Below are 23805 nucleotides of genomic sequence, written 5' to 3'. Positions count from 1 at the left end.
TTAGTCGTTTTGGATGCTGAGTCCTTCATGAACCAATTCCATACTTTCTATGGCCACCTCATTGCCATCTGCTTTCAGGTCGGTGGACTGTACTTTTGTGGGCCAGGCATTTTTTACCTTCCAGACCACCACGGGTTCATGTTCTTCATTCAGCAGGGAAATGGTAATGTCTCTCCTTTCGATTTGATTGAGTTGAACCGAATTCCACCAGGCATAAAACTCATTGTCGCTGGCGAAAGTCCCTCTTTTAAGGGTAATGTTGCTGAATTTTTGCATGCCAGGCATTTTGGTTTTGCTGTATTCAGGACTTGCCCCGTGTCTGTACTCAATGACTTCGGTCTCTACATCCAGACCGGAAACTTCTGTAAAACCGATATTTGTTCCAGCCCACTCTACTTGAAAGTGAAACTTAGATAATGGGTAACTCATGGTATGTTACATTTAAATGGTTCATTGTATAAATCAGGATTCCTGCATTTTATGAGAGAACTTCAGAATGATAAATTCTGCCGGCCTCACGACGGCCATGCCAATCTCCACATTCATCCGACCTTCCAGAATATCTATGGCAGTCATGGTTTGCCCCAGTCCCACTCTTACGTAAAAGGCATGTTCTGGCTTGGCTCCGGCCAAAGCTCCGGCCCGCCATTGTTGCACCAGAAAATTCTCGATCATGGCCCTGACTTTCACCCAGGTGTTGGCATCGTTGGCTTCAAATACAAATTGTTCCGTAGCTTTTTTTACGGATTCTTCCACCATATTGAAAAATCGCCTAACCGGTACATAACGCCACTCATTGTCGTTTCCGGCAAGTGTTCTCGCTCCCCAAACCAAGGTGCCCTTACCCGTAAAGGATCGGATGGCATTGATGGACTTGCCGGCGGTGGTGTCCACATTCAACCTGTCCTGCATTTCATTGGTGATTTTTACCGTAGGCTTGACCACATATTTCAATGAAACATTGGCGGGTGCTTTCCAAACCCCATTGTTGGCATCCACCCGGGCATATACTCCGGCGATAAGTGGAGACGGAGGCAATATTACCCGGAGCCGGTTGATTTCATTTTTTATTTTATTATAGGTGCTGCTGTCTATATCCTCCACTTCACTAAGTGCCAGGTCATGTAAAGCCCCTTCGGATTCCATATCCAGCTCTTCAATATCCAGCATGGCATCCAAAATAGGGGGGTCGATCAAATCCAGGATCCCCTGTAGCAGGGCATTTACATCTGTTCCTGTAATACTGGTATTGGCATCCCCAGATGCCTGTTTTACAGCCGTTCCATCCACATCCTGGTTTAGAATATCCAAATGACCCTGAAGGCCTGCTATAAATGCAGGAAGGTTAGCACCCTCTTCCAATTCATCATTTAGCGCATTGCCTGCCTCTGTGGCTACTGTTGCCAGGGCTTCATCTGTTGGTTGGGCCAGTGCAGCCACATTATTGGTGTCATCTACTACTTCGGCCATCAGACTTGAAAACTCATTCAAGGCATCAATGATGTCCTGAAGGGGATCTACAACGGTGGCCTTATTGGTAACCGCATCTCCATCCGATCCGGCCTGAATGGCTGTATTGGCATCAGTAAAAGCAGTAATTTCTCCCGGCAAATCGGTCATGATACCTTCGGCTTCCACTAAAATTTCATCTATTTCCTCCATGATATCCGAAACAGGTGAAGCATCGGTAATCATATGGGAAATCTCTGTTTGATCCGGATCATAACTGTAATTGAGAATGGTTTCCACATAAGGGTAATAAACGGCCCCATATTTTTTCTCTTCCAGATCCCCGGTAATCAATTCACGAACGCCTGTATCCAAAGAAATCTCCGTTTCCATGATATTGGTATAAGTGTCAATGATTGTAAACCTGTCCCTCATTTTCCGGCAGAGTGCCAGGGCATTGTTATAGACAGAATAATACTGACTTGGTTCCGGCAGGGATATGGCATCCGGAAACAAGATCAAAGTCGGTTCATCCTCCTTTTCCAATTCCTGCAAGCCAAGGTTTAGTGCCGCCATGGTAACCGGGGAAGCGGGATCTGCTTCTTCGTAAATACCGACCGAAATGATAAAACAAGGTCCGCCTCCATTGGCGAAATAGGCCTGCATGGAATAATACATCAGAAAGGGCGATTTGTCCTCAGGGTCCGGCCCTTCCACCAATACCGATTTATCTCCTTCCGTCTCTGAAATCTGCACTTTTATTCCGATTTCAGGGTCAGGTCCTCCAAAGAACGTTTCATATTCCAAAAGGGAAACGATACGTTTGGGCTGGTTCAAAAGGGTTTCGGTGGTATCTGCCTCCTTCTCCCTTGCTTTTTCCGTGTAGCCAATAAAGGCCGGAATTGCGGTTTCTACCTGTGCTACGGACGGGGGAAATTTTGAAATTTCCTCAATATAGACACCTGGTGTTCTGTAATTTGCTGCCATGATTCATCCTTTAAATATTAATTTCTGAATAGTAATTGATTCCATCTGATTGAATGTGTTTTACCCCGGGATTGGGGAACCGCAAATGACTGATTGCTGCCGGATCTGTATCAAAATCCGTCTCTGTGGACAGCTGCACAAACCCATTTTTGGTTAAGGGCTTAGGCTGGTTGGTCTCCGCACCGGTATCGCTGGATGCCTGATAATACCGCCAATAAGTGCTTCGATTGGCAAAATGCATTTTAAAGACCGTGGGATTTATTTTAAGGGTATTGTTTACATTGATCACATTGAGATTACCTGTCTCCCCCTGCATCCGGATCAGAATCAGACCTGCGGTATCCTTACCGGCTTCTTTTATGCGGTAAGTATCCAGTAATAAGTCAAAGTTTTCTGCTGAAAGGAGAAAGCTGTTGGAAAAATATTCTTCGGTAGCTTCCAGGGAAATAGGCTGAAAGTCCAGGCCCTCCAAAGGGGCAGGATGAAAATTGCTGAAAAACATTTTTTCACCCGATAAAAAATTCATATTGGTATAATTCTCGAAATAAGGATCCCTGTAGCTAATCAGGAAAGCCAGGGTAAGTTCCTGATCCAATGGGATAAAACTATCCTGTGAATCTACCTCCAGGGTGCGCACCATCACCCGAAGGCTTTTGTTGGTGTTTTTTCCCAGGAGTTGAAATCGCCTGAATTTCCTTTGGGTTTCCACTGTTGGACTTATTTTGAGAAATTGGTTCCAATCGTATCCGGCCAACATTTTTTCCTGATTTTCTGCATTCAAATCCAGGTAGTTTTCTTCACCGTTATTGAGGTGATACCCGTGAAGGATATTTATGGAAAATAGGGTGGTATAATGGGTAGTGAACATGATCAGGGTTGGTTTTTAACATCTGAATGTACACTTTGTATTAAAGGACCGGCTGCCTGATCCAATTCTCTTTCTAAAGGAAGGAGGTTCAGCTGGTACAAGACCGAGGGAAGCTGTTTTCCTCCCAGGGTGCCCCAGATAAAATTAAGCTCTTCGAAGGTAGGAGTATACAACTCCATGGTAAAGCGAAAATTGCCCACTTGTTGCATGGTGTCTAGATCCCTGTCAAAAACCGTGTTCCCCTGAGTAAACAATTTCTTTCCCTGGAAAAAAGAAATGATGGCCGATAAATCCTTCAGGGATTTGCCATAGGCATTTCTGTTGGCAGAAAACAAGAGAAACAAGTGCAGGTGAATGACCCTGTTGCGGTATTGTACCTGATCGTTTCTAACATGGTGGTTGGGTTGGTTTTTCATGGTCCCCTCTTCGTGCAGGTTTACCAGGGTGAGCACCACTTTGTCCCGCATGGCTTCAGCTGCATCTGAAGAACCCTCCGCCAGTGCGATGTTGTCAATGACCAATTGAGAATCTTCCAGGCCTATTTCCTGAAAATAGGCATTTATCTGCTCGCTTAATATTTGAAAAACTTCAAAAACCATTATTCAATTCCAATGAGGGAATTTAAAGAAAAACCTTTTGCTTAAAGTTGGTTTTAAATAGGTATAGTGCAAAAGGATACAGAAGAAAAGATCGTATTTAAAGGCAATTTTCGGGCATGCACAAAGAAAATTACCTCAAACCGAATCCAATTACCTGTCCTGGAGGACAGGTCAAAATTAACTACTGACAGAATCAAATTTCAAATAAAATAATCGAAAATCCTAACAGGAATTTAAATTTATTAAGTCAAAAAACAGTTTTTACTTTTTATAAGACTTTCACCAACCCATTAAATTAGTTTGATGAAAATTTATATTTGGATCATGCAATTTTTGGGAGAGGCGTGTAGTTTAGTGTGAACGTGTTTACCGTAGCCCTGAAGTAAATGGCTTCAATCTGTTAAAAGGGTAAAGAAGTACATCGTGTTCTATAGCATAGCGAGAAGGTAACAGTCACTGGGTCTGCGGCCTCCCGAGGAGCGTTATACACAACTGGCAGCATCAAGAAAGAAAAAAAGGAGGTAATAATAATAGATTAATTTATTTAATTTTGAAGAAGAATTGGCTTATTTTAATATAGAGAACTATACTTTTCCCCACTAGCAAAATTACCCGTTGGTATGAAAAATATTCTGGTCATAATGGCCCATCCCAAATTTGAGCATTCCAGGATAATGAAAGGAATGGTAGACGAAATCCAGGGCCTGCCTAACGTAACCATTCGTGATTTGTATGAGCTGTATCCGGATTTTAATGTACAGGTACAGGAAGAACAGGAATTACTGCTTCTGGCTGATGTCCTTGTGTGGTTGCACCCTGTTTACTGGTATTCTTCCCCCCCGCTCCTGAAACAATGGATCGACCTGGTTTTGGAATTCAATTGGGCTTATGGTCCTCGGGGGACCTATCTAAAGGGGAAAACTGCTGTTAGCGCAATTAGTACAGGTGGAAATGATGCCGCCTATTCTGCTAATGGAAAGCACGGTCATGACCTAACCCAATTTTTGCTACCCTTCAAACAGACTGCTACCTTGTGTGGAATGAACTATTTACCGCCTTTTCATATCGGTGGATCGCATGAGCTGGAGGCACAAAAACTAAAGCAGGAAACTGGTTTGTTCAAATCCCTTCTTGAATTTCTTACCCAAACCAGCGATTTTTCCGGTTTGCACCAATTACCAAAACTCAACCAGTATAATCCTTAATCATATGGAAAACGGATTTCTATTTCAGGCGATGATTTACTTGTCTGCAGCCATCGTTTGTGTTCCAATTTCAAAAAAATTGGGAATGGGCTCGGTATTGGGTTATTTACTAGCGGGTATGCTTATAGGCCCTTTTGTACTCGGCTTCATAGGAGAAGAGGGTGAAGATATCCTTCACTTTGCGGAGTTTGGTGTGGTAATGATGCTTTTTCTGATTGGATTGGAACTTGAACCAGCAAAACTTTGGAGCATGCGAAAAATGATCAGCAGGGTGGGACTTTCTCAGGTATTGCTGACTACACTCCTTTTTTTCGTGGTTTTACTCGCACTGGGACAAGATTGGAGACAGGCACTTGCAATCAGCTGCTCGCTGGCACTTTCCTCCACAGCCATTGTGTTACAATCTCTGGGAGAAAAAAACCAATTGAATAGTACCGCCGGGCAGAACTCATTTGCCGTATTGTTGATGCAGGATATTGCCGTCATCCCGATTCTTGCACTCCTTCCTCTGCTGGCAACTGGTGGAGCAGTGATTTCTGAGGAGGCCCTTCATAGCCCCATTTCTCAATTTTCTGCTTTGGTCCAAACGTTATTTGTATTTGGTGCTGTAATCTTTATCATAATCGCTGGCAAATACTTGCTTGTTCCTTTACTGAGACTCATTGCAAAGACCAGGCTGCGGGAATTATTTGTCGGCTCTGCACTATTGATAATTGTTGGAATCGCCTTTTTAATGGAATTTGTTGGCCTCAGTCCGGCCTTAGGGGCTTTTCTCGGAGGGGTGGTTCTGGCAAATTCGGAATTTAAACATGAATTGGAGAGTGATCTGGAACCTTTCAAGGGATTGTTGTTGGGATTATTTTTTATTGCCGTAGGGGCCTCAATAAACTTTGGATTGATTCGCGAAAATTTCTTGCTTTTAGTTGCCGCCACGCTGTCTGTTTTGCTCCTGAAAAGCATACTACTTTTTGGTATCGGGAAGTTCAATAAAATGGGTACAGATCAAAACTTAACCTTTTCCCTGGGGTTGAGCCAGGTTGGGGAATTTGCCTTCGTAACCGTTTCATTTGCTGCCCAACTATCCATCATCCCTCCTTCTACCACCGAGTTTCTGATGGCCATAACGGCCCTCAGCATGGCATGCACGCCTATCCTTTTACTGATTCGTGAAAAATGGATTCTTCCACGGATTGGTACCCGGGAAAAGGCGTCCAGGGAACAAGATTCCATGCATGAAAAAAACAAAGTGATTTTAGCCGGGTTTTCGCATTACGGAAGTACCGTCGGTCGCTTTTTAAGAGCCAATGGAATCCAGGCAACTATTCTGGACTTTGATTCAGACCGGGTTGATTTATTGAGGAAAATGGGATTTGAAGTGTATTATGGAGATGTCACCAGACTAGACTTACTTGAAATGGCCGGAGCAAAGGATGCCAGCATTTTTATTTCTGCAATTGAAGATCCGGAAACCAACCTGAGGCTGGTACGACTCCTCAAGAAACACTTTCCGCATCTTGAGCTTATGATGAGGGCTCAAAACAGGGCCGATGCCTACGAAATGATTGAACTGGATGTAGCGCATATTTACAGGCAGCATTTGGAAAGTGCCGTACGAATGGGTAGGGATGTTTTGATCAAACTTGGATTTCGGGCATTCACCGTTCACCGCCTGGCACAAAATTTCATTAAATACGACGAAGATTCGCTCAAAGAATTGGTTAAAGTAAAGGATGATAAAAATGCCTACATATCAACCATTCGGCGAACCATTTCTATGCAGGAGGACCTTTTGAAGTCTGAATTGCACCGTCGCTTCAGTTTGAATGACCATGCCTGGGACGCTTCTTCGATCAAAGAAGGATTAAAAGAGAACAAAGAAAAAGGTAAATCCTAACGGATGGCTATCAGGCTTTCCCTATTTGTTCCAAAATCTTATAGGTAATCAGGTAGGTGGGCCTTACACCTTCCATACCCAGGGCACCAGAGGCCAGTGTACTGCCCGTTTCCAGCGGATTATCCGAAGCATAATAAGCATACATGACCTTCACACTTTTGCGGATGCTGTTCCGTATTTTGCTGGCAGATTGAATGGCCTTCTGGTAGTGGGCCCCCTCCATTTCCAGTCCGATGGCTTTCCAGGAGGATTCCATGAAATAGCCCAGAACCTCTTTGTTCTGCAGGGAAGTACCCAAAACAGTAATCATGGGTCCTTCGAAAACACCCAAACCAAAGCCCTCAAAGTCTGCTGCATCTAACTCATTTTTAAACGGATAATTGTCCGCAGTCCCCTCAAATACATGCGCGTTGGGTATCATGATATCTCCTTTTTTGCCTTCCAAAATACCTGCCTTTCCCATTATAGCAGTAGAAATGATGTTTAAGGGAACCTTTTGCTGGCCTACTTCATAGGGCTTCAAAAGCTCATCAAAGCATTCATAGGCTTGTTCGCCAAAAGCATAATCCATGACCACCAAAACAGGTCTTTTCTTATCAGACTCCTCCAGTTTGACACCGGGCAAAAGGTTGGGTGAACTCATTTTCCCAGTATCAATTACCTGCACCCCAATATTGGTACCCGAAGTATCTACCACCTGGATCAAACCATTTTTCCGGGCATAATCCAGGATTTCCTTCCCTTTATTGCCTTTGCTATTGACACTGATTTTCATAGCCATGTCTTCGATGGCTTCGTAATTTTCCAAACCCAATGCCTGGTGACCGTAAATGGTATTCACCACACTGTGCAGGTTTGCACTGATCACATGGATGGGGCGCTCCAGGAGGTTTTGTTCATCCAAAACAGTCTTGATGGCATTTGCCCAGGCTTCTCCATACACATGGTGCCCTACCCTTTCCCTCAGAGTGGCAGAAAAGGAAATTTCCCGGTCATTGCCTTCCAGAGACTCTTCCATGGAGAGCCTGCCCATATGGAAAATAATGGAAAAAAGGCTGTTGCTGTTATGTGAACTTTCAAACTTTTGAACGGCGGCAATACATTCCTCAAAAGTCCTTCCGGTAAGGTGAGTCAGGTAGGAACAAGCGGCCTCCTTGTTGAATTCCTCTCCCCTGTTTTCTTTATCCACAATCTCCTTCAATTTTTTCCAGTTGAGGTTGATTCGGCCTTTCGGGTCGGTACTATTGGTGCGGATTTTTTCAGATTCGATATAGAGAAAGGTAAGATGGGTCAGTATATCGTAAATATCGCTTTTGCCCCGGGTCATCTCCACATACATTTGTTCATCGTCCACCCGGTAACAATTTCTTTTTCTTTTTGAAGGAACCAATACCTGAAAACCGGAATCTTCATAGCCCTCTTTACTGATCAGCCGGATGTAACGACACTCCTCAATACCCTGTGGCAATCTTTCCATGACGTAAAGCAAACCCTCAAGCTCCAGCTTTTCAGGATCATTTACAAGCCCATATATCTCCGGGCTAAGGGTGAGTAGCGCCTGAACCAGAGACTCCCCTGAAACTCCGGTTGGTTTGTAGTTGCCACGCATAAATAAATGCCTCATGGTGATATACAACCGTTCTATGGCAGATCTGGACTCCTGTGCTTTGGTTCGTTTCATGTATTTAAAATTTGATCTTTAGCTATCACACGCCTCCCTTCAGGCAGACAGGTAATCTTTGATCGGTAAAAATTTGACAAATTTACAAAATATTATTTTGCAAATTAAAAACAGGCCTCCAAAAACCAAAAATTAAAACCTTACTAAATTCCGCAAACCTGTCAGATTTTTGTTGATATTCAGTCCAAAACAAACTTTGAATAGATGAAATCGACACAATTAAAATCATTCATTAAACGCACAGGGCAATGATGATTTTAATCGTTAAAGATTCCATAGCCTGCCCCGACTAATCGGGGTGACCTATTAAAAACAAATTTTAAACACGTGAAACCTGACAGGTTTAACCCTTTCCGACCTTATTTCAATTTTTCCGCAAAACGCTTTTTAAATTTTTCTACCTTAGGTCGGATCACAAACTGACAATAGGGCTGGCTTCCGTTCAATTCAAAATAATTGGTATGGTAATCCTCTGCCGGATAAAAGTTAGAAAATGGCGTAATTTCCGTCACGATAGGGCCGTCAAAAACTCTTTCTTCCTCCAGGGTAGCTTTCATTTGAGTGGCTTCCTTTTCTTGCTCAGGGGAGTGATAGAATATGGCTGACCTGTACTGAGGCCCCACATCAGCACCCTGCCTGTTCAGCGTGGTGGGATCATGGCTTGACCAAAAAACTTCAAGTAAATCAGAAAAACTAATCTGCTCCGGATCAAAAATCAAATGTACTACTTCTGCATGACCGGTGGTACCCGTTACAACATCCTTATAGGAAGGGTTTTCAATGTGTCCTCCCGAAAATCCGGACTGAACTACATCTACACCTTTCAATTTTTGAAACACAGCCTCTGTGCACCAGAAACAGCCTGTTCCAAAAGTGGCCACAGCTTTCTTCGCTGGTATTTTAATAGTGGTTTTGGGTAATTCCTGCATAAATTATATGTTATTTTATGTTTAGCCTAACAGGCGCTTCAGTCAAATAGTTTTGATCGATCAAATTACCATCCTGACGAATTTCAAGTAAATCCTGATCAAAAAGCCACATGGCCGCTTCCATCTCCTCCTCCATAAAATGTCTCCAATCATTAGGATAAAGCCAGCGGACCACATCTGAGGGGCAGAAGGAACTGCCCCTTCTCCTTTTGGCCATTTCCATCGTTGCCAAAACCAGTATACCCTGTTTTAAATAATCCATATTAAAAGAGTTTCATTTGGCCATTGCCTTTAAAATGACTCATGTCATATTCCGGCATCCGCCCATTTGGATGAATATATTTATGCACTGCAAGCTTGAAAAGACCAGCAATGGTTTGGGACAATGGCCCTTCGCCCTTTATCCTTCTTCCCCAAACGGAATCATTTGCCTTTCCCGCATGTAGCTGTTCAATTTGGTGCATCACCTTGTCTTTTCTATCCGGAAAATGCGTTTCCAGCCATTCCTCAAATAGGTCCTTTATCTGTCCATTAAGTCGGACAACCGTATATCCAGCCTTTTTTGCTCCGGCTTTGCCAGCCGCTTCGATGATTTTAGTCACATCTTCACTGTTGATACCCGGAATGATCGGAGCAACCATGATGCCACAGGGTATATTTTCTGTTGAAAATTTTCGGATCAGTTTTAATTTGAGCCTGGCTGTCGCTGTACGTGGCTCCAATAATAGCTTCAGGCCCGGGTCCAGATGATTTATGGAAAAATAAACATGTACAAGCTTGTGCGAAGCAAGTTCTTTAAGGATGTCAATATCCCTATCAATCAGGGTATTCTTTGTGATGACACTAACCGGGTGCCGAAAGGCCAGGCACAATTCCAAGATTTGTCTTGTCAATTTAAATTTTCTTTCAGCAGGCTGATAGCAATCCGTATTACCTGAAAGCATAATGGGATGAGGTTCATAGCCCTTTTGCTTGAATTCCCGCTTCAATTGACTGACAATGTCTTTTTTCACCAATATGTTGCTTTCAAAACCCAAACCGGCATCAAACCCCCAGTACTGGTGGCTGTTTCGGGCATAACAGTAGATACAGCCATGTTCACATCCCTGATAGGGATTTACACTATAACTCAATGGCAGGTCAGGGCTGTCATTGAAGCTCAGTGCCGTTTTGCTGGTTACGGGAAAAAATTGGGTTGAAGGGTTTTCCTCATATTCGGGAATATCTATCCCTTCCACATGATCCAACACCAGTTTGGACTTTTGATAAATATTGGCCGGTTGTCTGCCGGTTCCCCTACCCTTAAAATCTGCTCCTTTCATTGAGAGCAATTTAGAAAAAATGAACGAATTTCAGGCCTCAGGAATTACATATTATGATAAAGGCCGGGGGAAAGTTTTTTAGTGTAAAGGCTGTTTTTATATTGCTAAAATAGGAGGCAAATTGAAACCTTAGCAAATAGGAATAGCAGATTTGAATAAAAAAACCGCTGGGCTTCAGCATCACACTGCTTTTTTCGTAAATGGCGGTCCTGGATTCCTTTGGGATAAGACTAAAAGGCAATGAGGACAAAAACAGGTCAACAAGATCCCCATTCAAATGCTTGTCCATATTTTCTGCCGAATCACAGATGATTTTAACATTTTTGGAGCCATATCTTCTGTCCAGGTTGCGACAAAAATGTTCACTGATTTCAAAGACATACAATACGGCATCCTTATCCATGCGGTCAATGATCCCTTTTGTAATACTGCCATCTCCGCCCCCGAGTTCTACAATTACTTTTGCGCCTTTAAAGTCTGCAAAAGACAACATTTTATTTACCAAAGACCTGGAACTAAAGGTTACTGCACCGGTAGTTTTTATATTTACAAATAACTCTTTAAAAAGCGAACTTTTATTCATTGGTTAACTGGATTAAACTATCTTTTGATACTCAAAGCGGAATTTTCTGTAAATCCGCATAGATTATAAATTTCAAAGTTACTAAAATCAAAGTCATAAAATCATTTTTATTTCAAAAAAGGAAAAAATCGTACTCAAAAAAATGGACGGAAAAACGTTTACCATTCCTGTATTGATTCCAGACATTTAAAAAATAAATTTATTTTTTCCATTCTTTATCCTTTATTTTGATTTTTGATTGGATAGAAAAATTCCAGAAATGAGAGCCAACAACCTATTAAGTTCAATTTCTTTTATTTATTTGTGTTTTTTGTTCCCGGCTTTTTTGTTTGGGCAAAGTGACAGAAATGGCGATAGAAGGGTAACAGGAACTTACTATATTTCAAACGCCACTTTAATTCCTTATCCCGGAAAAATATTGACCGGACAACAGCTATTATTCGAAAATGGAGTAATCAAAGCACTGGGAAAAAACATCGATATTCCCGCAGAAGCACAGGAAATCAAAGGAGATTCATTGTTGGTGTACCCGGGATTTATAGATGTGGCCAACAAAACCGGTATGGTGGAGCCCACTATCCCGGAAAAACCTGATGATTTTGATCCCTCCGAGCCATTGCCCGAAATTGCCGGCATCCACCCTCATTTTTCAGCTGTTGACCATTACCAGGAAAATAACCCACACGATCAGGAGTGGCGAAAACTGGGCTTTACCATCGCCCAAAAACTTCCCAAAGGAAAAGGAATGCTTCCCGGAAGTTCCGCATTGGTCATCTATGGACATGAAAGCCGAAACAATATCCTTTCCGAGAACCAATCCCTTTATTTTAAATTCAGTACGGTGGGCGGTGTTTATCCCAATACAAATTTAGGGGTAATGGCAAAATGGAGAGATTTGATGCAAAATGCCAGGCTTTATGAAACCCACGGCGAGATGTACAGCGCGCAGTCATCCCTCAGACGCAGGGAAAATAACCCGGTAATGGATGCCCTGATCCCTGTCATCAATAAAGAAATTCCGGTAATTATTGAAACCTCAGGTGAATTGGATATTCGAAGGGCAATAAAAATGCAGGAAGAAAACAATTTCGACCTGATAATCACAGGCATCAATGAAGGTGATGGGTTACTTCCCATCCTCAAAGAAAAAAAGACAAGTGCCGTGCTCACCCTGGATTTACCTGATGATAAGTTTTCTGATCCGCCTGAAGGAGAAAAAGGCCCAGATTTTGAAAAAAGGGTGGAACGGGCAAAAAATGCTTATTTTAAATCGCTTTCCCTGGCTGGGGAATATGAAAAAGCAGGAATTCCATTTGGGTTTACCACCAAGCACCTTTCCAGGACAGACTTCATAAAAAATATCAGACTCATGATAGCGAACGGCTTATCCGAGAAAGGTGCACTGGCGGCATTGACTGTTAATGCTGCAGAGATATTACAAATTTCAGCTATCGCAGGGACTCTTTCGGAAGGAAAAATGGCCAATATGGTACTGATGTCAGATACCCTTTTCTCTGAGGAAGCCAAGGTTGTCATGGTGATCAGTGATGGCTATCTCTTTGATTATTCTGAGAAAGCAGAAAAAATAAAGGATGGAGCCAGGGTATGGGAATATGAAGCGGAGACGGAAGGTAGGAAATCCAAAGGAAAATGGAAATTTACAAAGGAAGACGATAACTGGTCTGGGACCGTTTCCTATGATGATCCCCAGACTGAGGGTGTCAAAACCTCCCCCATTAAAAATGCAGTAATTACTGAGAAATCGCTTGCATTTACCTTTTCCGTCGAAGTGGGAGAAAACACATTGGAGGTAAAGGTTTCGGGAGAAGTGACTGGAGAGAAATTTTCAGGAAACATGGAAATAAAAGGTTATGGAAATTATCCAGTAAAGGCTAAAAGACTGGAAAAACCGGAAATAAAATAATGCGAACAAAGTTAATTCTATCCGTTATAGGTACCTTCTGGTTTATTGTGGTTAGCCAGGCACAGGAGATCAGCAAAGGGGATGTGTTTATTAAAAACGCACATGTTATCACGATCACCAATGGTCTTTTGGAGCATACCGATGTACTTGTGGAAAATGGTATCATCAGCAAAATTGGCTCCGGCCTTAAGGAACCCAAAGGTGTACCTGTAGTTGATGCCAGCGGCCAATTTCTGATGCCGGGAATTATTGATGCCCACTCCCATCTGGCATTGGAGGTCATCAATGAAGCCAGCAGCCCGATAACAGCCGAAGTTAAAATGGAAGATGTAATCGATCCATTTGATGTGGGAATTTACAGGGCATTGGCAGGAGGCACCACTGTTTCACATGCCATGCATGGATCAGCCAATGCCATTGGCGGTCAAAACATCACCCTGAAGCACCGCTATGGTACGAGGGATCCTGACCAATTGATCATGGAAGAGGCACCCAGAACGATCAAGTTTGCTCTTGGGGAAAATCCTATCCGGGTACATGGGAGAGGTAAAAATCTGCAACCCCGGTCCAGAATGGGCGTGGAGGCAGTGATTAGAAATGGGTTTGAAGAAGCCTTACAATATAAAGCCGCCTGGGAGGATTGGAACGCTTCCGAAAAGGGGAAAGAAAAACCACAAATTCCTCCTGTTTACAATTCAAGATTAGAAACTCTGGTGGATATTCTGGAAGGTGAAATCATCATCCATTGCCACTCCTACCGGGCTGATGAAATTTACATGCTGATCAAAGTTTGTCAAGCCTATGGAATTGACAAGATTGTATTTTCTCATGTGAATGAAGGCTTCAAGGTTGCTCCTGAGCTGGCCAAATATACCATGGGTGCTTCAGTTTTTGCAGATTGGTGGGCCTATAAATTCGAAGTTTACTATTCTACCGCTTACAATGCAGCCATTCTTACCAAAAACGGAGTGGTCACTTCCATCAATTCCGATTCTGATGAACTGATCCGCCATCTTTATCATGAGGCAGCTAAAACCCAAAGGTATGGAGGCCTCACAGATGATGAAGCCCTGGCTTTGATTACCATCAACCCGGCCAAACAACTGGGTATCGACAAGCTGGTAGGATCTATAGAAGTGGGCAAGCAAGCAGACCTGGTCCTGTTTGACAAGCATCCCTTGTCCATATATGCCATACCGCAAATGACCTGGGTAGATGGGGTTAAATACTTCGATAGGGAAAAAGATGCTTCGGACCAGCGATTAAAAGTAGACCCCGAAGAAACACTGGAACCCATTTTTCTCCATACAGAACACCACAACTGTATGCGGGATGTGGATTTCTATTTTACAGGATTTGGCAGAAATCTTTTCGGCCACAGTCACTAAGCAATCATTCTATAGACCGATGATGAAAAAAATCATATTTTCTTTATTGTTTATCATTTGCCTTTTCAAAGCTGATCTTTTTGCACAGATTGATGGGGCAGTGGTCAAACCGTATAAAGCAGACTTTCTATTGCAAAATGCCAGGGTAGTTACGGTTACGCATGGCATTTTGGAAAATACAGACCTGTTGATTAAAGATGGAAAAATAGCTGCCATCGGTCAAAACCTAACCCCTCAAAATTATACCCTTGTTGATTGTAGTGGAAAATCTGTTTATCCCGGATTTATTGACAGTGGTACCAGCCTGGGACTGGTAGAGGTCAACTCCCTTCCGGAAACACAGGATTTTATGGAATTGGGCAAACTTACGCCTCAAATGCAGGCCCTCACGGCTGTCAACCCCAATGCGGTAGCCATACCCGTTACCAGGGTCAGTGGCGTTACTACCGTTTTGACCCAGCCGAGAGGCGGATACTTTCCCGGAACGGCTGCCCTGATTCAGCTTAATGGCTATACCCCGGATCAAATGGATGCCGGTTTTAAGGCAGTGATCATGAATTTTCCTTCTGCTGCCAAATCTGGGGATTATGATAGCAGATCGGAAGAAACCATTCAAAAAGAAGCTGAAAAAAAACGTGATGAAATTGATGAGATTTGGAAAAAAGCAGCCAACTACCTTTCCATCAAGGAAAAAGGCGGGCAACTGAAATACTATCCCGAAATGGAACAACTTTCCAGGGTACTCAAAAAGGAAATACCCCTGTTCATTGAGGTCAATGCCGCTAAAGACATTCTTACGGCACTCGAATGGGTGAAAGAGAAGGACCTGGAGGTGGTTTTTACAGGGGTAGCAGAAGGTTGGAAAGTGGCAGAAAAACTGGCAGCATCCAAAATTCCCGTGATTACAGGTCCTGTACTGACCCTACCCGGCAGGGCTTCTGACAAGTACGATGTGGCCTATACCAATGCAGCCGCACTTCACAAAGCAGGTGTTAAGCTGGCTTTAAGAACTCAGGATACGGAAAATGTCCGAAACCTTCCTTTCCATGCCGGTTTTGCCGCAGCATATGGACTGGGAGTGGAAGCCGCGCTCAAGTCCATTACCATAAATGCTGCTGAAATATTCAAAGTAGCCGATAGGTTGGGATCCCTTGAAGTAGGCAAAAATGCCACCTTGTTCATAGCTGATGGAGATCCCTTCGAGCCTAAAACCCAGGTGGAACAAGTTTTTATCAATGGATACCGCATACCAATGACCAACCGACATATCCGGTTATATCAGGAATTTCTGGATAGAGAAATGAAACCTGCAGAATAAGGCCTATTTTTCCTGAATTAGTGCTTTTTTCATACATTAGGGTTAAAATTCAATTGTTATTCATGAAACAAACATTCTATTTCTGCATTCTGCTTTTATTTTGGATTACAGCTTGTAAAAACAACAGGGATGAAACCCTTGCGAGGGAGATGCTGGAGGAAGTACAAAGCAACTTCGCTCCGGATAAAAGAGTTGCTCTTTTCGATGTTAGCTGGAATAATGGAGTTTTGACCGGAGAAACCAACATAAAAGAAGCCCATCAGAAATTATTGGAGAAATTGAACACAGTAGGTATTTCTTATACAGATAGTGTAAAGCTCTTACCGGATCCTGCATTGGGAGATTTAAACCTGGCTCTGGTAACCAATTCGGTGGCCAATATCCGGAGCGAGCCTAGGCATTCTGCAGAATTGGCCACGCAGGCCCTTATGGGTACTCCGTTGAATGTATTGAAAGCCTCCGGGAGCTGGTATCTGGTACAAACGCCAGACGGTTACCTTTCCTGGGTAGATGCTGCTGCCATTGTCAGGTTAGATCAGAAAAAGCTGAACCTATGGATGGAAAAAGAGAAAATAGTCGTGACCGAAATGATCGCAAATATCTATGCAGACGAAAGCGCTTCGGACATCGTCAGCGATATTACTGCAGGTAATGTGCTGGAGTTGATCGAAATTACTCAGACTGGCTATAGTGTAGCCTTGCCAGACAACCGTAGAGGTTTCATTCCCCTGGAAAAGGCCGTCCCGTACGAAAGGTGGAAAAACAGCCGCAGTACAGATGACCAATCTCTGATTCAAACAGCCCGGTTGATGATGGGATCACCTTACCTCTGGGGGGGCACATCCCCCAAGGGCATGGATTGTAGCGGCTTTACCAAAACCATCTATTTCCTGAATGGCATGGTGATACCCAGAGACGCATCCCAACAAATAAATGAAGGTGAATTGGTGGATTCGGACAAAAACTGGGAAAACCTGGAGGTGGGTGACCTGCTGTTTTTTGGTGTTCCGGCCACAGCAGAAAGTAAAGAAAGAGTGGTGCATGTGGGCATGTGGATTGGAGACAATCAATTTATTCATTCCAGAGGACGGGTGAGGATCAGTAGTTTTGATCCCAATGATGAAAATTACGATGCCTATGAATTAAACCGCTACCTTCGAACCAAGAGGATTCGCAATAAACCCAGCGAACACATCCTTTCCGTCGATCAAGTCCTACAATAAAATCAAACAATTATGAAAAAGTATTTCCTGGCTTATACCTTTTTGCTCCTGACTGGCTTTGGTTTTTGTCAAAACAAATTAGACGGGTTTTCCAGGGAAGAATCCGAAAAACAAGAGGCATTAGAAGAGCTCTTTTTGGAAACAGTAGATTTTTCAAGCTTTAAAAAACACTTGCAAACCATCACCAAACATCCACATATTGCAGGCAGCCCGGAAAATAATGCAGTGGGAGATTACCTGCTTACCGTAATGCAAGAAGCAGGATGGGATAGCCGGAAATATCCATATGATGTTTATCTTCCTAAGGATCCCGGGATTTCATTGGTGGAAATCATTACCCCTAAACGGCAGCCACTGAACCAAATGGAAGATATTCTGGAAGCCGATTCTTTTAGCGAGCATTCCGAATTGAAAAAGGGTTGGAATGCCTTCTCAGGTTCAGGAGATGTAAGGGGAGAAGTGGTTTATGCCAATTATGGAACCAAAGAGGATTTTGAGCAATTGGAAGCGTTAGGCGTTGATCTGAACGGAAAAATTGTTATTGCCAGATATGGGGGAAATTTCAGGGGGTATAAGGCCAAATTCGCAGCAGCTCATGGTGCTGCCGGTTTATTGATCTATACTGACCCAAAAGACAATGGTTTTACCAAGGGCCTGGTGTTTCCCGAAGGCCCCTATTACAATGAAAGTGCCATACAACGGGGCTCCTTGTTGACCGAAAGCTTTACAGGGGACCCCCTGACTCCCTTCGAACCTGCCCTGCCACTGGATGGTAAAAAGCGTATCGCCAGGCTAGACCCGGAAGAGACCCAGTTACACGACATTCCGGTCACCCCTATCCCCTATGCCTCAGCAGAGAAAATCCTGAGCCAAATGCAGGGAAAACCGGTACCGGCTGCCTGGCAAGGTGGGTTGCCCTTCACGTACCGGGTGGAAGGCGGGCCGAAGCTTACTGTAAGGGTAAAGGTAGTACAGCCCATAGATTTCGTTCGGATCAATAACGTAGTGGGCACCCTTAAAGGCAGTACCTACCCGGATGAATGGGTCATTCTCGGCTGCCATTACGATGCATGGGCATTTGGGGCCACAGACCCCAATAGTGGTACTTCCATGCTTCTTACCCTTAGCCAGGCACTGGGCAAGCTCGCAGAGGAGGGAAAAAAACCCAAACGCTCCATCCTTATCGCCCACTGGGATGGTGAAGAACACGGTGTCATCGGTTCCACCGAATGGGTAGAGCAGATGAAGGATGAATTAGGAGCTAAAGCGGTTGCATATTTGAATTTTGATGGCGGAGTTTCAGGGAAAAACATCGGCGGAGCAGCCTCGCCAAGTCTGAAAAAAACCATGACGGAGGCAGCCAAAAAAGTTGATTACCCTTACTCAGATAAAACAGTTTTTGATTTCTGGGCAAAAGACAATCCAACCCCCTCCATTGGAAACCTGGGGGGCGGATCGGACCACATAGCTTTTTACATGCATGTTGGAATCCCATCGCTTAGCGGCGGAGCAGGTGGCCCGACCTTGTACCATACCAACTACGATGATTTCTATTTTTACGAAAAATTTACCGATCCTGAGTTCCAAATGGGCGGAACCATTGCCCAATGGGCTGGTATCATGGCCCTGAGACTGGCCAATGCACCTATCATCCCATACCAGGTACCTCGATACGCCGAAGACCTGAGTCAGCATCTGGCCACTGTCACTACAGAAATTCAGAAATACGATGAGGATTTTCAAGGGTTTAAAGCAAGCCTCAAAATGCTGGAAGAGCTCAAAGCAGCAGCTGAAGAAATGGACAGCCTCGTAAACCAGGCATTGGAGAAAGATGCCTTGAGCTCAAAGGAAATATCCCGCGTAAACAAGGCCCTACTCAGCCTTGAAAAAAGTTTTATCCTGGAGGAGGGCATGCCTTTTGGGAGTTGGTACAAGTCGCTTTACGCATCCAATGATCCCTTCAGTGGCTATGCTTCCTGGATATTACCTGCTATTCAATTTGAAATTTCCAATCAATCATCAGCAAATTTGGAACAATGGGATCAAAAGTATGAGGCAGCTTTGCAACAACTTACCCTAGCTATTCAGGGTATAAGTAAGGGTTTAAAAACAGGGTAAAATTATTGGCAAGTGCAGAAAATGCAAAAAAATCATTCCCAATCTTTCTACTGAGAAGCGTAGCCGATGATTTTGTGCGCAGGCCTTATAATAGGGTCCTGACAGACAGACACATGCAAACTTCCTAATTTAACCCGAATGTTAAAATTTCGAATGTGCTTTTGTCCGCAAAAAGTCGTTGAAAACCTAAATTCCTGACCCTCGTACCTATTCTAATTTTCCATTATTTCGGGACATCAACCGGAGAAACCTTTCCCGGCTGCCTGCTACCTTTGTACAATTCAAATACCAGAAGCCGGCAATCTATGGTCCCATTGTAAAAGGGGATCCTACGCTTCGGCTTTAATCCTATTCTTTTGCCCAAATCCAGGTTGCCGGTAAACACCAAGCCGGTATAACCGGCACAGTGCTGTTTCATAAAATCACCAATCTCCCGGTAAGTCGTTTCCAGGCTTTCTTCCTCGCCAAGCCTTTCCCCATATTCAGGATTAAAAAACAAGGATCCTTTATCTGTTTCAGGTATGCTGGCATCCCTGAAATCACAGGTTTCAAACTGAATTAAATCTTCCACCCCGGCAGCTTTTGCATTAGCTTTGCTGGCATTAATCGCCCGTTCGCTGATATCAGAGGCGATGAATAACAATTCCGGCCTGTCCTTGATTTTGGCCTGTAATTTCTTCTTTAAATCATAATAAACCCCGGCATCATAGCCTTTGATATACATCATCGCATAATCATCCCTGAACAAACCTGGAAACCGATCCGTAGCCATCATGACTGCCTCTATGACAACGGTACCTGCTCCACACATAGGATTAATAAAGGGGCTTTTCCTGTCCCAACCAGAGGCAATCAACGTTGCTGCCGCCAGGGACTCCATCATGGGTGCAGTACCGGGAATTTTCCGGTATCCGTGCTTGATCAGGGTATCTCCACTGGTGTTGATATACAGGCTGGCTTCCTCCCCTTTCCAGAAAAACTGAAATACAGCTTCATTGAGTACAGAGCCGGAATCGGGCCGGATGCCAAATTTTTCCCGGAACCGGTCTGCAATGGCATCTTTGATTTTGACATTGACAAATAGTGGATTATCCACCGATTCATGCCGTACATTGCTGATTACAGAAAAATAACCATCAGGATCAATAAAATCCTCCCAGGGGAGGTCTTTTACAATAGGATACAGGTTTGAAATGTGATCCAGGGGGAAACTTTCAATTTCGTATAAAACATGACTTGCCGTTCTCAGGCGCATGTTTAAAAAAAGGCAATCATACAAACTGCCCTTTAATTCCACATGCGTTCGGTAAACACCTGCAGGTTCAAAACCCAGCTCAATTAATTCCGATTCCAAAAAAGGGGCATTTCTATCATAACAGGTAATTACCAATCTACCTGTCTGGTTAAAATCTATCATGGCACAAATATACCTGAAATTTTTGGCTTGGGGTCAATGAAATTCAGTCCTTGGTTTCAGGAGTTTTTGCCTTTCAGCACCGTCATGGCCGCTTCGTGATCTTCGGGATAATTGATGTTTTGAAACTCCGAGGTATCAGGTGCGTCAAGTAGCTCAATAGAAGAATTGATCAGCACCTTACGTGGGCAACTGTATCCCTGACTTAAAAAACGGTACATCACCGGGTAGGCACGTGGCTCCCAAAGTGTAATTAATGGCTCAGGAAATTCTCCCCTCGGATCCAAAAATGCGGTGGCCAATTTGGAGGGATTTCGGTGCGCTATCAAATATTGAATGGTTTTTTCGGACAAAAAAGGTAGATCACAAGCCACTGTAAGCCATGCTTTATCGGGATCTTTCATAAAAGCTGAGAGCAGTCCTCCAAAAGGACCTAAATGAAGAACAGTATCCTGTATCAGGGGATATGAATTTTGAAATTCACCAGCCTGGTCTGGGTTACAGGAAAGGTAAACAGCATTACAATAAGGGGCAAGCAAATCCATCATGTAGTCTTTTTGACTTTTACCATGATAGGTCAGATTGTATTTGTCCCTGCCCATTCTGGTACTTTTACCACCGACTAATACCAAGCCGTTTACTTTTGGCCTGTGATTAATGATAAATTCCTTTACAAATCCTGCCAATCTATCTATCTCCTGGATTCCAAAAACGGGAATTTCCTTCCACTTGGGCAAATGCTCCCGAACCACTTCAGGTATTTCACTTACTCCCTCTTTCATGAGAATAAGGCTTACCTGGGTTAATTTGGGTATTTTTCTATCCAAAGGTTTTTTGGGATCTATGACCAGTACCTGATGGGTTGCCTTAAAATGGTTGGCATTGATCAATACCAAATCCTGTCTGTTGAGCCATTCTCTTTGCTCAAAAACAGAGGTATCTTCCAGCCGCATGTCCAGTCTTTTGAAAACAATTTTGTCCCTCATTTCCATGAACTCCGGATATCGCATCAGACTATCCGGATCTCCTGCTCCGGCCAATAACTGATCTCCCTCCTGATGATCTGCATCTACATAAGCCAAACCAAAATCAGGGGAAAGCTTTTGGATAATGTCCCTGGCCATTTCCTGAATCAGGTTACAGGAAGTTCCCAAAAATCCCAGTTCAAGCCTACCAAAATCTCCAAATTGAGCTTTGGCAAGCTTGGCATGTTTTTGATGTTTATCTTTTGAAATCACGTTTTCCTCCCTTTTTTTCTTCTAATCTGATCTCTTTTACCATAATGTCATGTGAGAAACCTTTGCACATATCATAAATGGTAAGCGCTGCCACGGAAACACCCGTCATGGCTTCCATTTCCACGCCGGTCTTTCCAAATACCTTTACACTACATTGAACGAGTACCTCTGATTCGTTGTACAACTCAATGCTTACCTTACAATCATCCAATCCAATGGGATGACAAAGTGGAATCAGGTTGGAAGTTTGTTTGGCACCCATGGTACCGGCGATAATGGCCGTCTGAAAAACAGGGCCTTTTTTTGTCATCAGATCAGCAGATGCTGATAGCTCCCTGATGATTTCTTCTCCCAAAACCACCCGGCAGGAAGCCCTGGCTGTTCTTTGGCTGGGTTGTTTTTCACCCACATCCACCATATTGGGATTTCCGGTTTTTTTATCCAGATGGGAAAAGTTTTTTTCTGACATAGCTATTCCATTAACTATAGGATACTGATGATTACTTCAAATCCCTGTACACTTCCCTAACCCAATCAATGGCATGCGCAATTTCGTCATTGTTGGTAGATTTTCCCAGGGAAAACCGCAAAGTAGCCATTGCTGTGTCAGCATCCAAACCCATTGCGGTAAGCACGTGGGAAGGTTTGTCGGTAATACTGCTACAGGCAGCACCTGAACTCACTGCAAGGCCCTTGTTAACCCGGATCAGAAAAGGTTTGCCGGGAATGCCTTTAAAAGAAATATTGCTTACATGTGGCAGCCTGTTTTTCCTGGACCCATTTACTTCGGAGCCAGGAATTTTCAGCAGTCCTTCTTCCAATTCATCCCTCAAAGCAGACAGGCGGATGCCATCTTCCTGAAATTCATTCAAGGCCAACTCCGCAGCTTTTCCCAAACCTACAATTCCCGGGACGTTAAGGGTTCCACTCCTTCTTCCGGTCTCCTGCCCTCCTCCGGTTATTTGTGGTTCCAGCCCGATATGTGGCTGGGATTTCCTCAGATACAATGCTCCTACTCCTTTGGGGCCATACATTTTATGGGCAGAAAGGGCCATCAGGTCAATGTCTGCCTCCCTGACATCCACTGGAATTTTACCTACAGCCTGCACCCCGTCCGTAAAAAAAAGCACGTCATTCTTTTTGGCCATAGCGGCCATTTCACGAACAGGTAGCACAAGCCCGGTTTCATTATTGGCAAGCATGGCAGCCAGTAATATGGTCGTTTTTCTGAAAGTTTTTTTCAACAATTCCAGAGATACCAAACCTTCCTCATTCACCGGCAAATAGCTGATCTCAAAACCTTGCTTAGCAAGTGATTTCATGGTATCCAGAACGGCACTATGTTCCGTCTCCAGGGTAATAAGGTGGTTTCCTTTGGCTTTCTGCGCCCATGCTACACCCCTGATGGCCAGGTTAATGGCCTCTGTGGCTCCACTCGTAAATACAATTTCTTTTGCCTGAGCACCTATCAATTCGGAAACCTGCTCCCTGGCCATTTCCACAGCTTCCTCTGCCATCCATCCGTATGGATGGTGACTACTGGATGCATTGCCAAAATGAGTCCCAAAATAGGGCATCATTTCTTCCAGCACCGAAGGGTGGCAGGGAGTGGTGGCGTTGTGATCCAAATAGATGGGATAGGATTTCATTTATTGAAGAATAGGT

20 protein-coding genes are annotated in these 23805 nt (G+C 43.7%); 7 read left to right on the top strand and 13 right to left on the bottom strand.

Translation table 11 applies throughout. The annotated features are described in order from the left end of the window. Genes HUJ21_RS12385 through HUJ21_RS12370 form a run of 4 tightly spaced genes read right to left on the bottom strand, consistent with a single transcriptional unit; the run spans position 1 to position 3903 of the window. Positions 1–429 (bottom strand): phage tail protein, encoded by a 429-nt coding sequence (locus HUJ21_RS12385; protein WP_073093359.1) that lies wholly within the window; start codon positions 427–429, stop codon positions 1–3. 33 nt (positions 430–462) lie between these two features. Next, positions 463–2436: a phage tail sheath C-terminal domain-containing protein gene (locus HUJ21_RS12380; RefSeq protein ID WP_291370214.1), complete on the bottom strand. Its 1974-nt coding sequence runs from the start codon at positions 2434–2436 to the stop codon at positions 463–465. A 10-nt stretch (positions 2437–2446) separates the two neighbouring features. After that, positions 2447–3304 (bottom strand): hypothetical protein, encoded by an 858-nt coding sequence (locus tag HUJ21_RS12375; protein ID WP_291370212.1) that lies wholly within the window; start codon positions 3302–3304, stop codon positions 2447–2449. A gap of 2 nt (positions 3305–3306) precedes the next feature. Continuing rightward, complete coding sequence (locus HUJ21_RS12370; protein WP_291370210.1) at positions 3307–3903, bottom strand: DUF4255 domain-containing protein; 597 nt, start codon at positions 3901–3903, stop codon at positions 3307–3309. A 620-nt stretch (positions 3904–4523) separates the two neighbouring features. On the opposite strand from HUJ21_RS12370, the gene HUJ21_RS12365 reads away from it, so the two are divergent. Further along, positions 4524–5108 carry an NAD(P)H-dependent oxidoreductase gene (locus tag HUJ21_RS12365; RefSeq protein WP_291370208.1) on the top strand — a complete coding sequence of 195 codons (585 nt, stop codon included), beginning with the start codon at positions 4524–4526 and terminating at the stop codon, positions 5106–5108. A 4-nt stretch (positions 5109–5112) separates the two neighbouring features. Then, positions 5113–7002, top strand: a complete 1890-nt coding sequence (locus tag HUJ21_RS12360; protein WP_291370206.1) for a monovalent cation:proton antiporter-2 (CPA2) family protein — start codon at positions 5113–5115, stop codon at positions 7000–7002. Positions 7003–7012: 10 nt separating this feature from the next. Here HUJ21_RS12360 and HUJ21_RS12355 read toward each other — a convergent pair whose 3' ends face one another. The 5 genes from HUJ21_RS12355 to HUJ21_RS12335 all read right to left on the bottom strand — a co-directional run bounded on the left by HUJ21_RS12355 (position 7013) and on the right by HUJ21_RS12335 (position 11517). Next, positions 7013–8683, bottom strand: coding sequence for a hypothetical protein (locus tag HUJ21_RS12355; RefSeq protein WP_291370204.1), 1671 nt, complete (start codon positions 8681–8683; stop codon positions 7013–7015). A gap of 359 nt (positions 8684–9042) precedes the next feature. Next, the gene (gene msrA, locus HUJ21_RS12350) at positions 9043–9612 is read right to left on the bottom strand and encodes a peptide-methionine (S)-S-oxide reductase MsrA (protein ID WP_291370202.1); all 570 of its coding nucleotides are present in this window, start codon (positions 9610–9612) and stop codon (positions 9043–9045) included. A gap of 10 nt (positions 9613–9622) precedes the next feature. After that, on the bottom strand, positions 9623–9874 hold the full coding sequence (locus HUJ21_RS12345; protein WP_291370200.1) for a DUF3253 domain-containing protein: 252 nt from the start codon (positions 9872–9874) through the stop codon (positions 9623–9625). A gap of 1 nt (position 9875) precedes the next feature. Beyond that, entirely contained in the window at positions 9876–10934 is a 1059-nt protein-coding gene (locus HUJ21_RS12340; protein WP_291370198.1) for a PA0069 family radical SAM protein, read from the bottom strand. Positions 10935–10971: 37 nt separating this feature from the next. Beyond that, a complete protein-coding gene (locus HUJ21_RS12335; protein ID WP_291370196.1) occupies positions 10972–11517 on the bottom strand; it encodes a methyltransferase domain-containing protein in 546 nt (181 codons plus the stop codon). Positions 11518–11776: 259 nt separating this feature from the next. Here HUJ21_RS12335 and HUJ21_RS12330 point away from each other — a divergent pair, with 259 nt between their 5' ends. The 5 genes from HUJ21_RS12330 to HUJ21_RS12310 all read left to right on the top strand — a co-directional run bounded on the left by HUJ21_RS12330 (position 11777) and on the right by HUJ21_RS12310 (position 19488). Next, complete coding sequence (locus HUJ21_RS12330) at positions 11777–13441, top strand: amidohydrolase family protein (protein ID WP_291370194.1); 1665 nt, start codon at positions 11777–11779, stop codon at positions 13439–13441. Then, positions 13441–14829: an amidohydrolase family protein gene (locus tag HUJ21_RS12325; RefSeq protein WP_291370192.1), complete on the top strand. Its 1389-nt coding sequence runs from the start codon at positions 13441–13443 to the stop codon at positions 14827–14829. The genes HUJ21_RS12330 and HUJ21_RS12325 overlap by 1 nt, the downstream gene beginning before the upstream one ends. 22 nt (positions 14830–14851) lie before the next feature. Continuing rightward, positions 14852–16147 (top strand): amidohydrolase family protein, encoded by a 1296-nt coding sequence (locus HUJ21_RS12320; RefSeq protein WP_291370248.1) that lies wholly within the window; start codon positions 14852–14854, stop codon positions 16145–16147. Positions 16148–16209: 62 nt separating this feature from the next. Continuing rightward, complete coding sequence (locus tag HUJ21_RS12315) at positions 16210–17370, top strand: C40 family peptidase (protein WP_291370190.1); 1161 nt, start codon at positions 16210–16212, stop codon at positions 17368–17370. A gap of 12 nt (positions 17371–17382) precedes the next feature. Next, complete coding sequence (locus HUJ21_RS12310; protein WP_291370188.1) at positions 17383–19488, top strand: M28 family peptidase; 2106 nt, start codon at positions 17383–17385, stop codon at positions 19486–19488. A 223-nt stretch (positions 19489–19711) separates the two neighbouring features. Here the strand turns inward: HUJ21_RS12310 and HUJ21_RS12305 are convergent, their stop codons facing one another. Genes HUJ21_RS12305 through HUJ21_RS12290 form a run of 4 tightly spaced genes read right to left on the bottom strand, consistent with a single transcriptional unit; the run spans position 19712 to position 23789 of the window. Continuing rightward, complete coding sequence (locus tag HUJ21_RS12305) at positions 19712–20905, bottom strand: class I SAM-dependent RNA methyltransferase (RefSeq protein WP_291370186.1); 1194 nt, start codon at positions 20903–20905, stop codon at positions 19712–19714. A gap of 56 nt (positions 20906–20961) precedes the next feature. Further along, entirely contained in the window at positions 20962–22140 is a 1179-nt protein-coding gene (locus HUJ21_RS12300) for an NTP transferase domain-containing protein (RefSeq protein WP_291370184.1), read from the bottom strand. Further along, positions 22124–22609, bottom strand: a complete 486-nt coding sequence (gene moaC / locus HUJ21_RS12295) for a cyclic pyranopterin monophosphate synthase MoaC (protein WP_291370182.1) — start codon at positions 22607–22609, stop codon at positions 22124–22126. The genes HUJ21_RS12300 and moaC overlap by 17 nt, the downstream gene beginning before the upstream one ends. A 31-nt stretch (positions 22610–22640) precedes the next feature. Then, a complete protein-coding gene (locus HUJ21_RS12290) occupies positions 22641–23789 on the bottom strand; it encodes a cysteine desulfurase family protein (protein WP_291370180.1) in 1149 nt (382 codons plus the stop codon). Positions 23790–23805 lie beyond the last annotated feature (16 nt).

This window comes from Cyclobacterium sp. (assembly GCF_014762705.1).
In the GTDB taxonomy this organism is placed as follows: Bacteria; Bacteroidota; Bacteroidia; order Cytophagales; family Cyclobacteriaceae; genus Cyclobacterium.
Note: the sequence above shows the minus strand (reverse complement) of the source record. Positions and strands in the feature narration are given on the sequence as shown.

Excerpts from the sequence above, each read along its gene's own strand:
- HUJ21_RS12385 (WP_073093359.1), bottom strand. The coding sequence starts at position 429 with ATGAGTTACCCATTATCTAAGTTTCACTTTCAAGTAGAGTGGGCTGGA.
- HUJ21_RS12380 (WP_291370214.1), bottom strand. The coding sequence starts at position 2,436 with ATGGCAGCAAATTACAGAACACCAGGTGTCTATATTGAGGAAATTTCA.
- HUJ21_RS12375 (WP_291370212.1), bottom strand. The coding sequence starts at position 3,304 with ATGTTCACTACCCATTATACCACCCTATTTTCCATAAATATCCTTCAC.
- HUJ21_RS12370 (WP_291370210.1), bottom strand. The coding sequence starts at position 3,903 with ATGGTTTTTGAAGTTTTTCAAATATTAAGCGAGCAGATAAATGCCTAT.
- HUJ21_RS12365 (WP_291370208.1), top strand. The coding sequence starts at position 4,524 with ATGAAAAATATTCTGGTCATAATGGCCCATCCCAAATTTGAGCATTCC.
- HUJ21_RS12360 (WP_291370206.1), top strand. The coding sequence starts at position 5,113 with ATGGAAAACGGATTTCTATTTCAGGCGATGATTTACTTGTCTGCAGCC.
- HUJ21_RS12355 (WP_291370204.1), bottom strand. The coding sequence starts at position 8,683 with ATGAAACGAACCAAAGCACAGGAGTCCAGATCTGCCATAGAACGGTTG.
- msrA (WP_291370202.1), bottom strand. The coding sequence starts at position 9,612 with ATGCAGGAATTACCCAAAACCACTATTAAAATACCAGCGAAGAAAGCT.
- HUJ21_RS12345 (WP_291370200.1), bottom strand. The coding sequence starts at position 9,874 with ATGGATTATTTAAAACAGGGTATACTGGTTTTGGCAACGATGGAAATG.
- HUJ21_RS12340 (WP_291370198.1), bottom strand. The coding sequence starts at position 10,934 with ATGAAAGGAGCAGATTTTAAGGGTAGGGGAACCGGCAGACAACCGGCC.
- HUJ21_RS12335 (WP_291370196.1), bottom strand. The coding sequence starts at position 11,517 with ATGAATAAAAGTTCGCTTTTTAAAGAGTTATTTGTAAATATAAAAACT.
- HUJ21_RS12330 (WP_291370194.1), top strand. The coding sequence starts at position 11,777 with ATGAGAGCCAACAACCTATTAAGTTCAATTTCTTTTATTTATTTGTGT.
- HUJ21_RS12325 (WP_291370192.1), top strand. The coding sequence starts at position 13,441 with ATGCGAACAAAGTTAATTCTATCCGTTATAGGTACCTTCTGGTTTATT.
- HUJ21_RS12320 (WP_291370248.1), top strand. The coding sequence starts at position 14,852 with ATGAAAAAAATCATATTTTCTTTATTGTTTATCATTTGCCTTTTCAAA.
- HUJ21_RS12315 (WP_291370190.1), top strand. The coding sequence starts at position 16,210 with ATGAAACAAACATTCTATTTCTGCATTCTGCTTTTATTTTGGATTACA.
- HUJ21_RS12310 (WP_291370188.1), top strand. The coding sequence starts at position 17,383 with ATGAAAAAGTATTTCCTGGCTTATACCTTTTTGCTCCTGACTGGCTTT.
- HUJ21_RS12305 (WP_291370186.1), bottom strand. The coding sequence starts at position 20,905 with ATGATAGATTTTAACCAGACAGGTAGATTGGTAATTACCTGTTATGAT.
- moaC (WP_291370182.1), bottom strand. The coding sequence starts at position 22,609 with ATGTCAGAAAAAAACTTTTCCCATCTGGATAAAAAAACCGGAAATCCC.
- HUJ21_RS12290 (WP_291370180.1), bottom strand. The coding sequence starts at position 23,789 with ATGAAATCCTATCCCATCTATTTGGATCACAACGCCACCACTCCCTGC.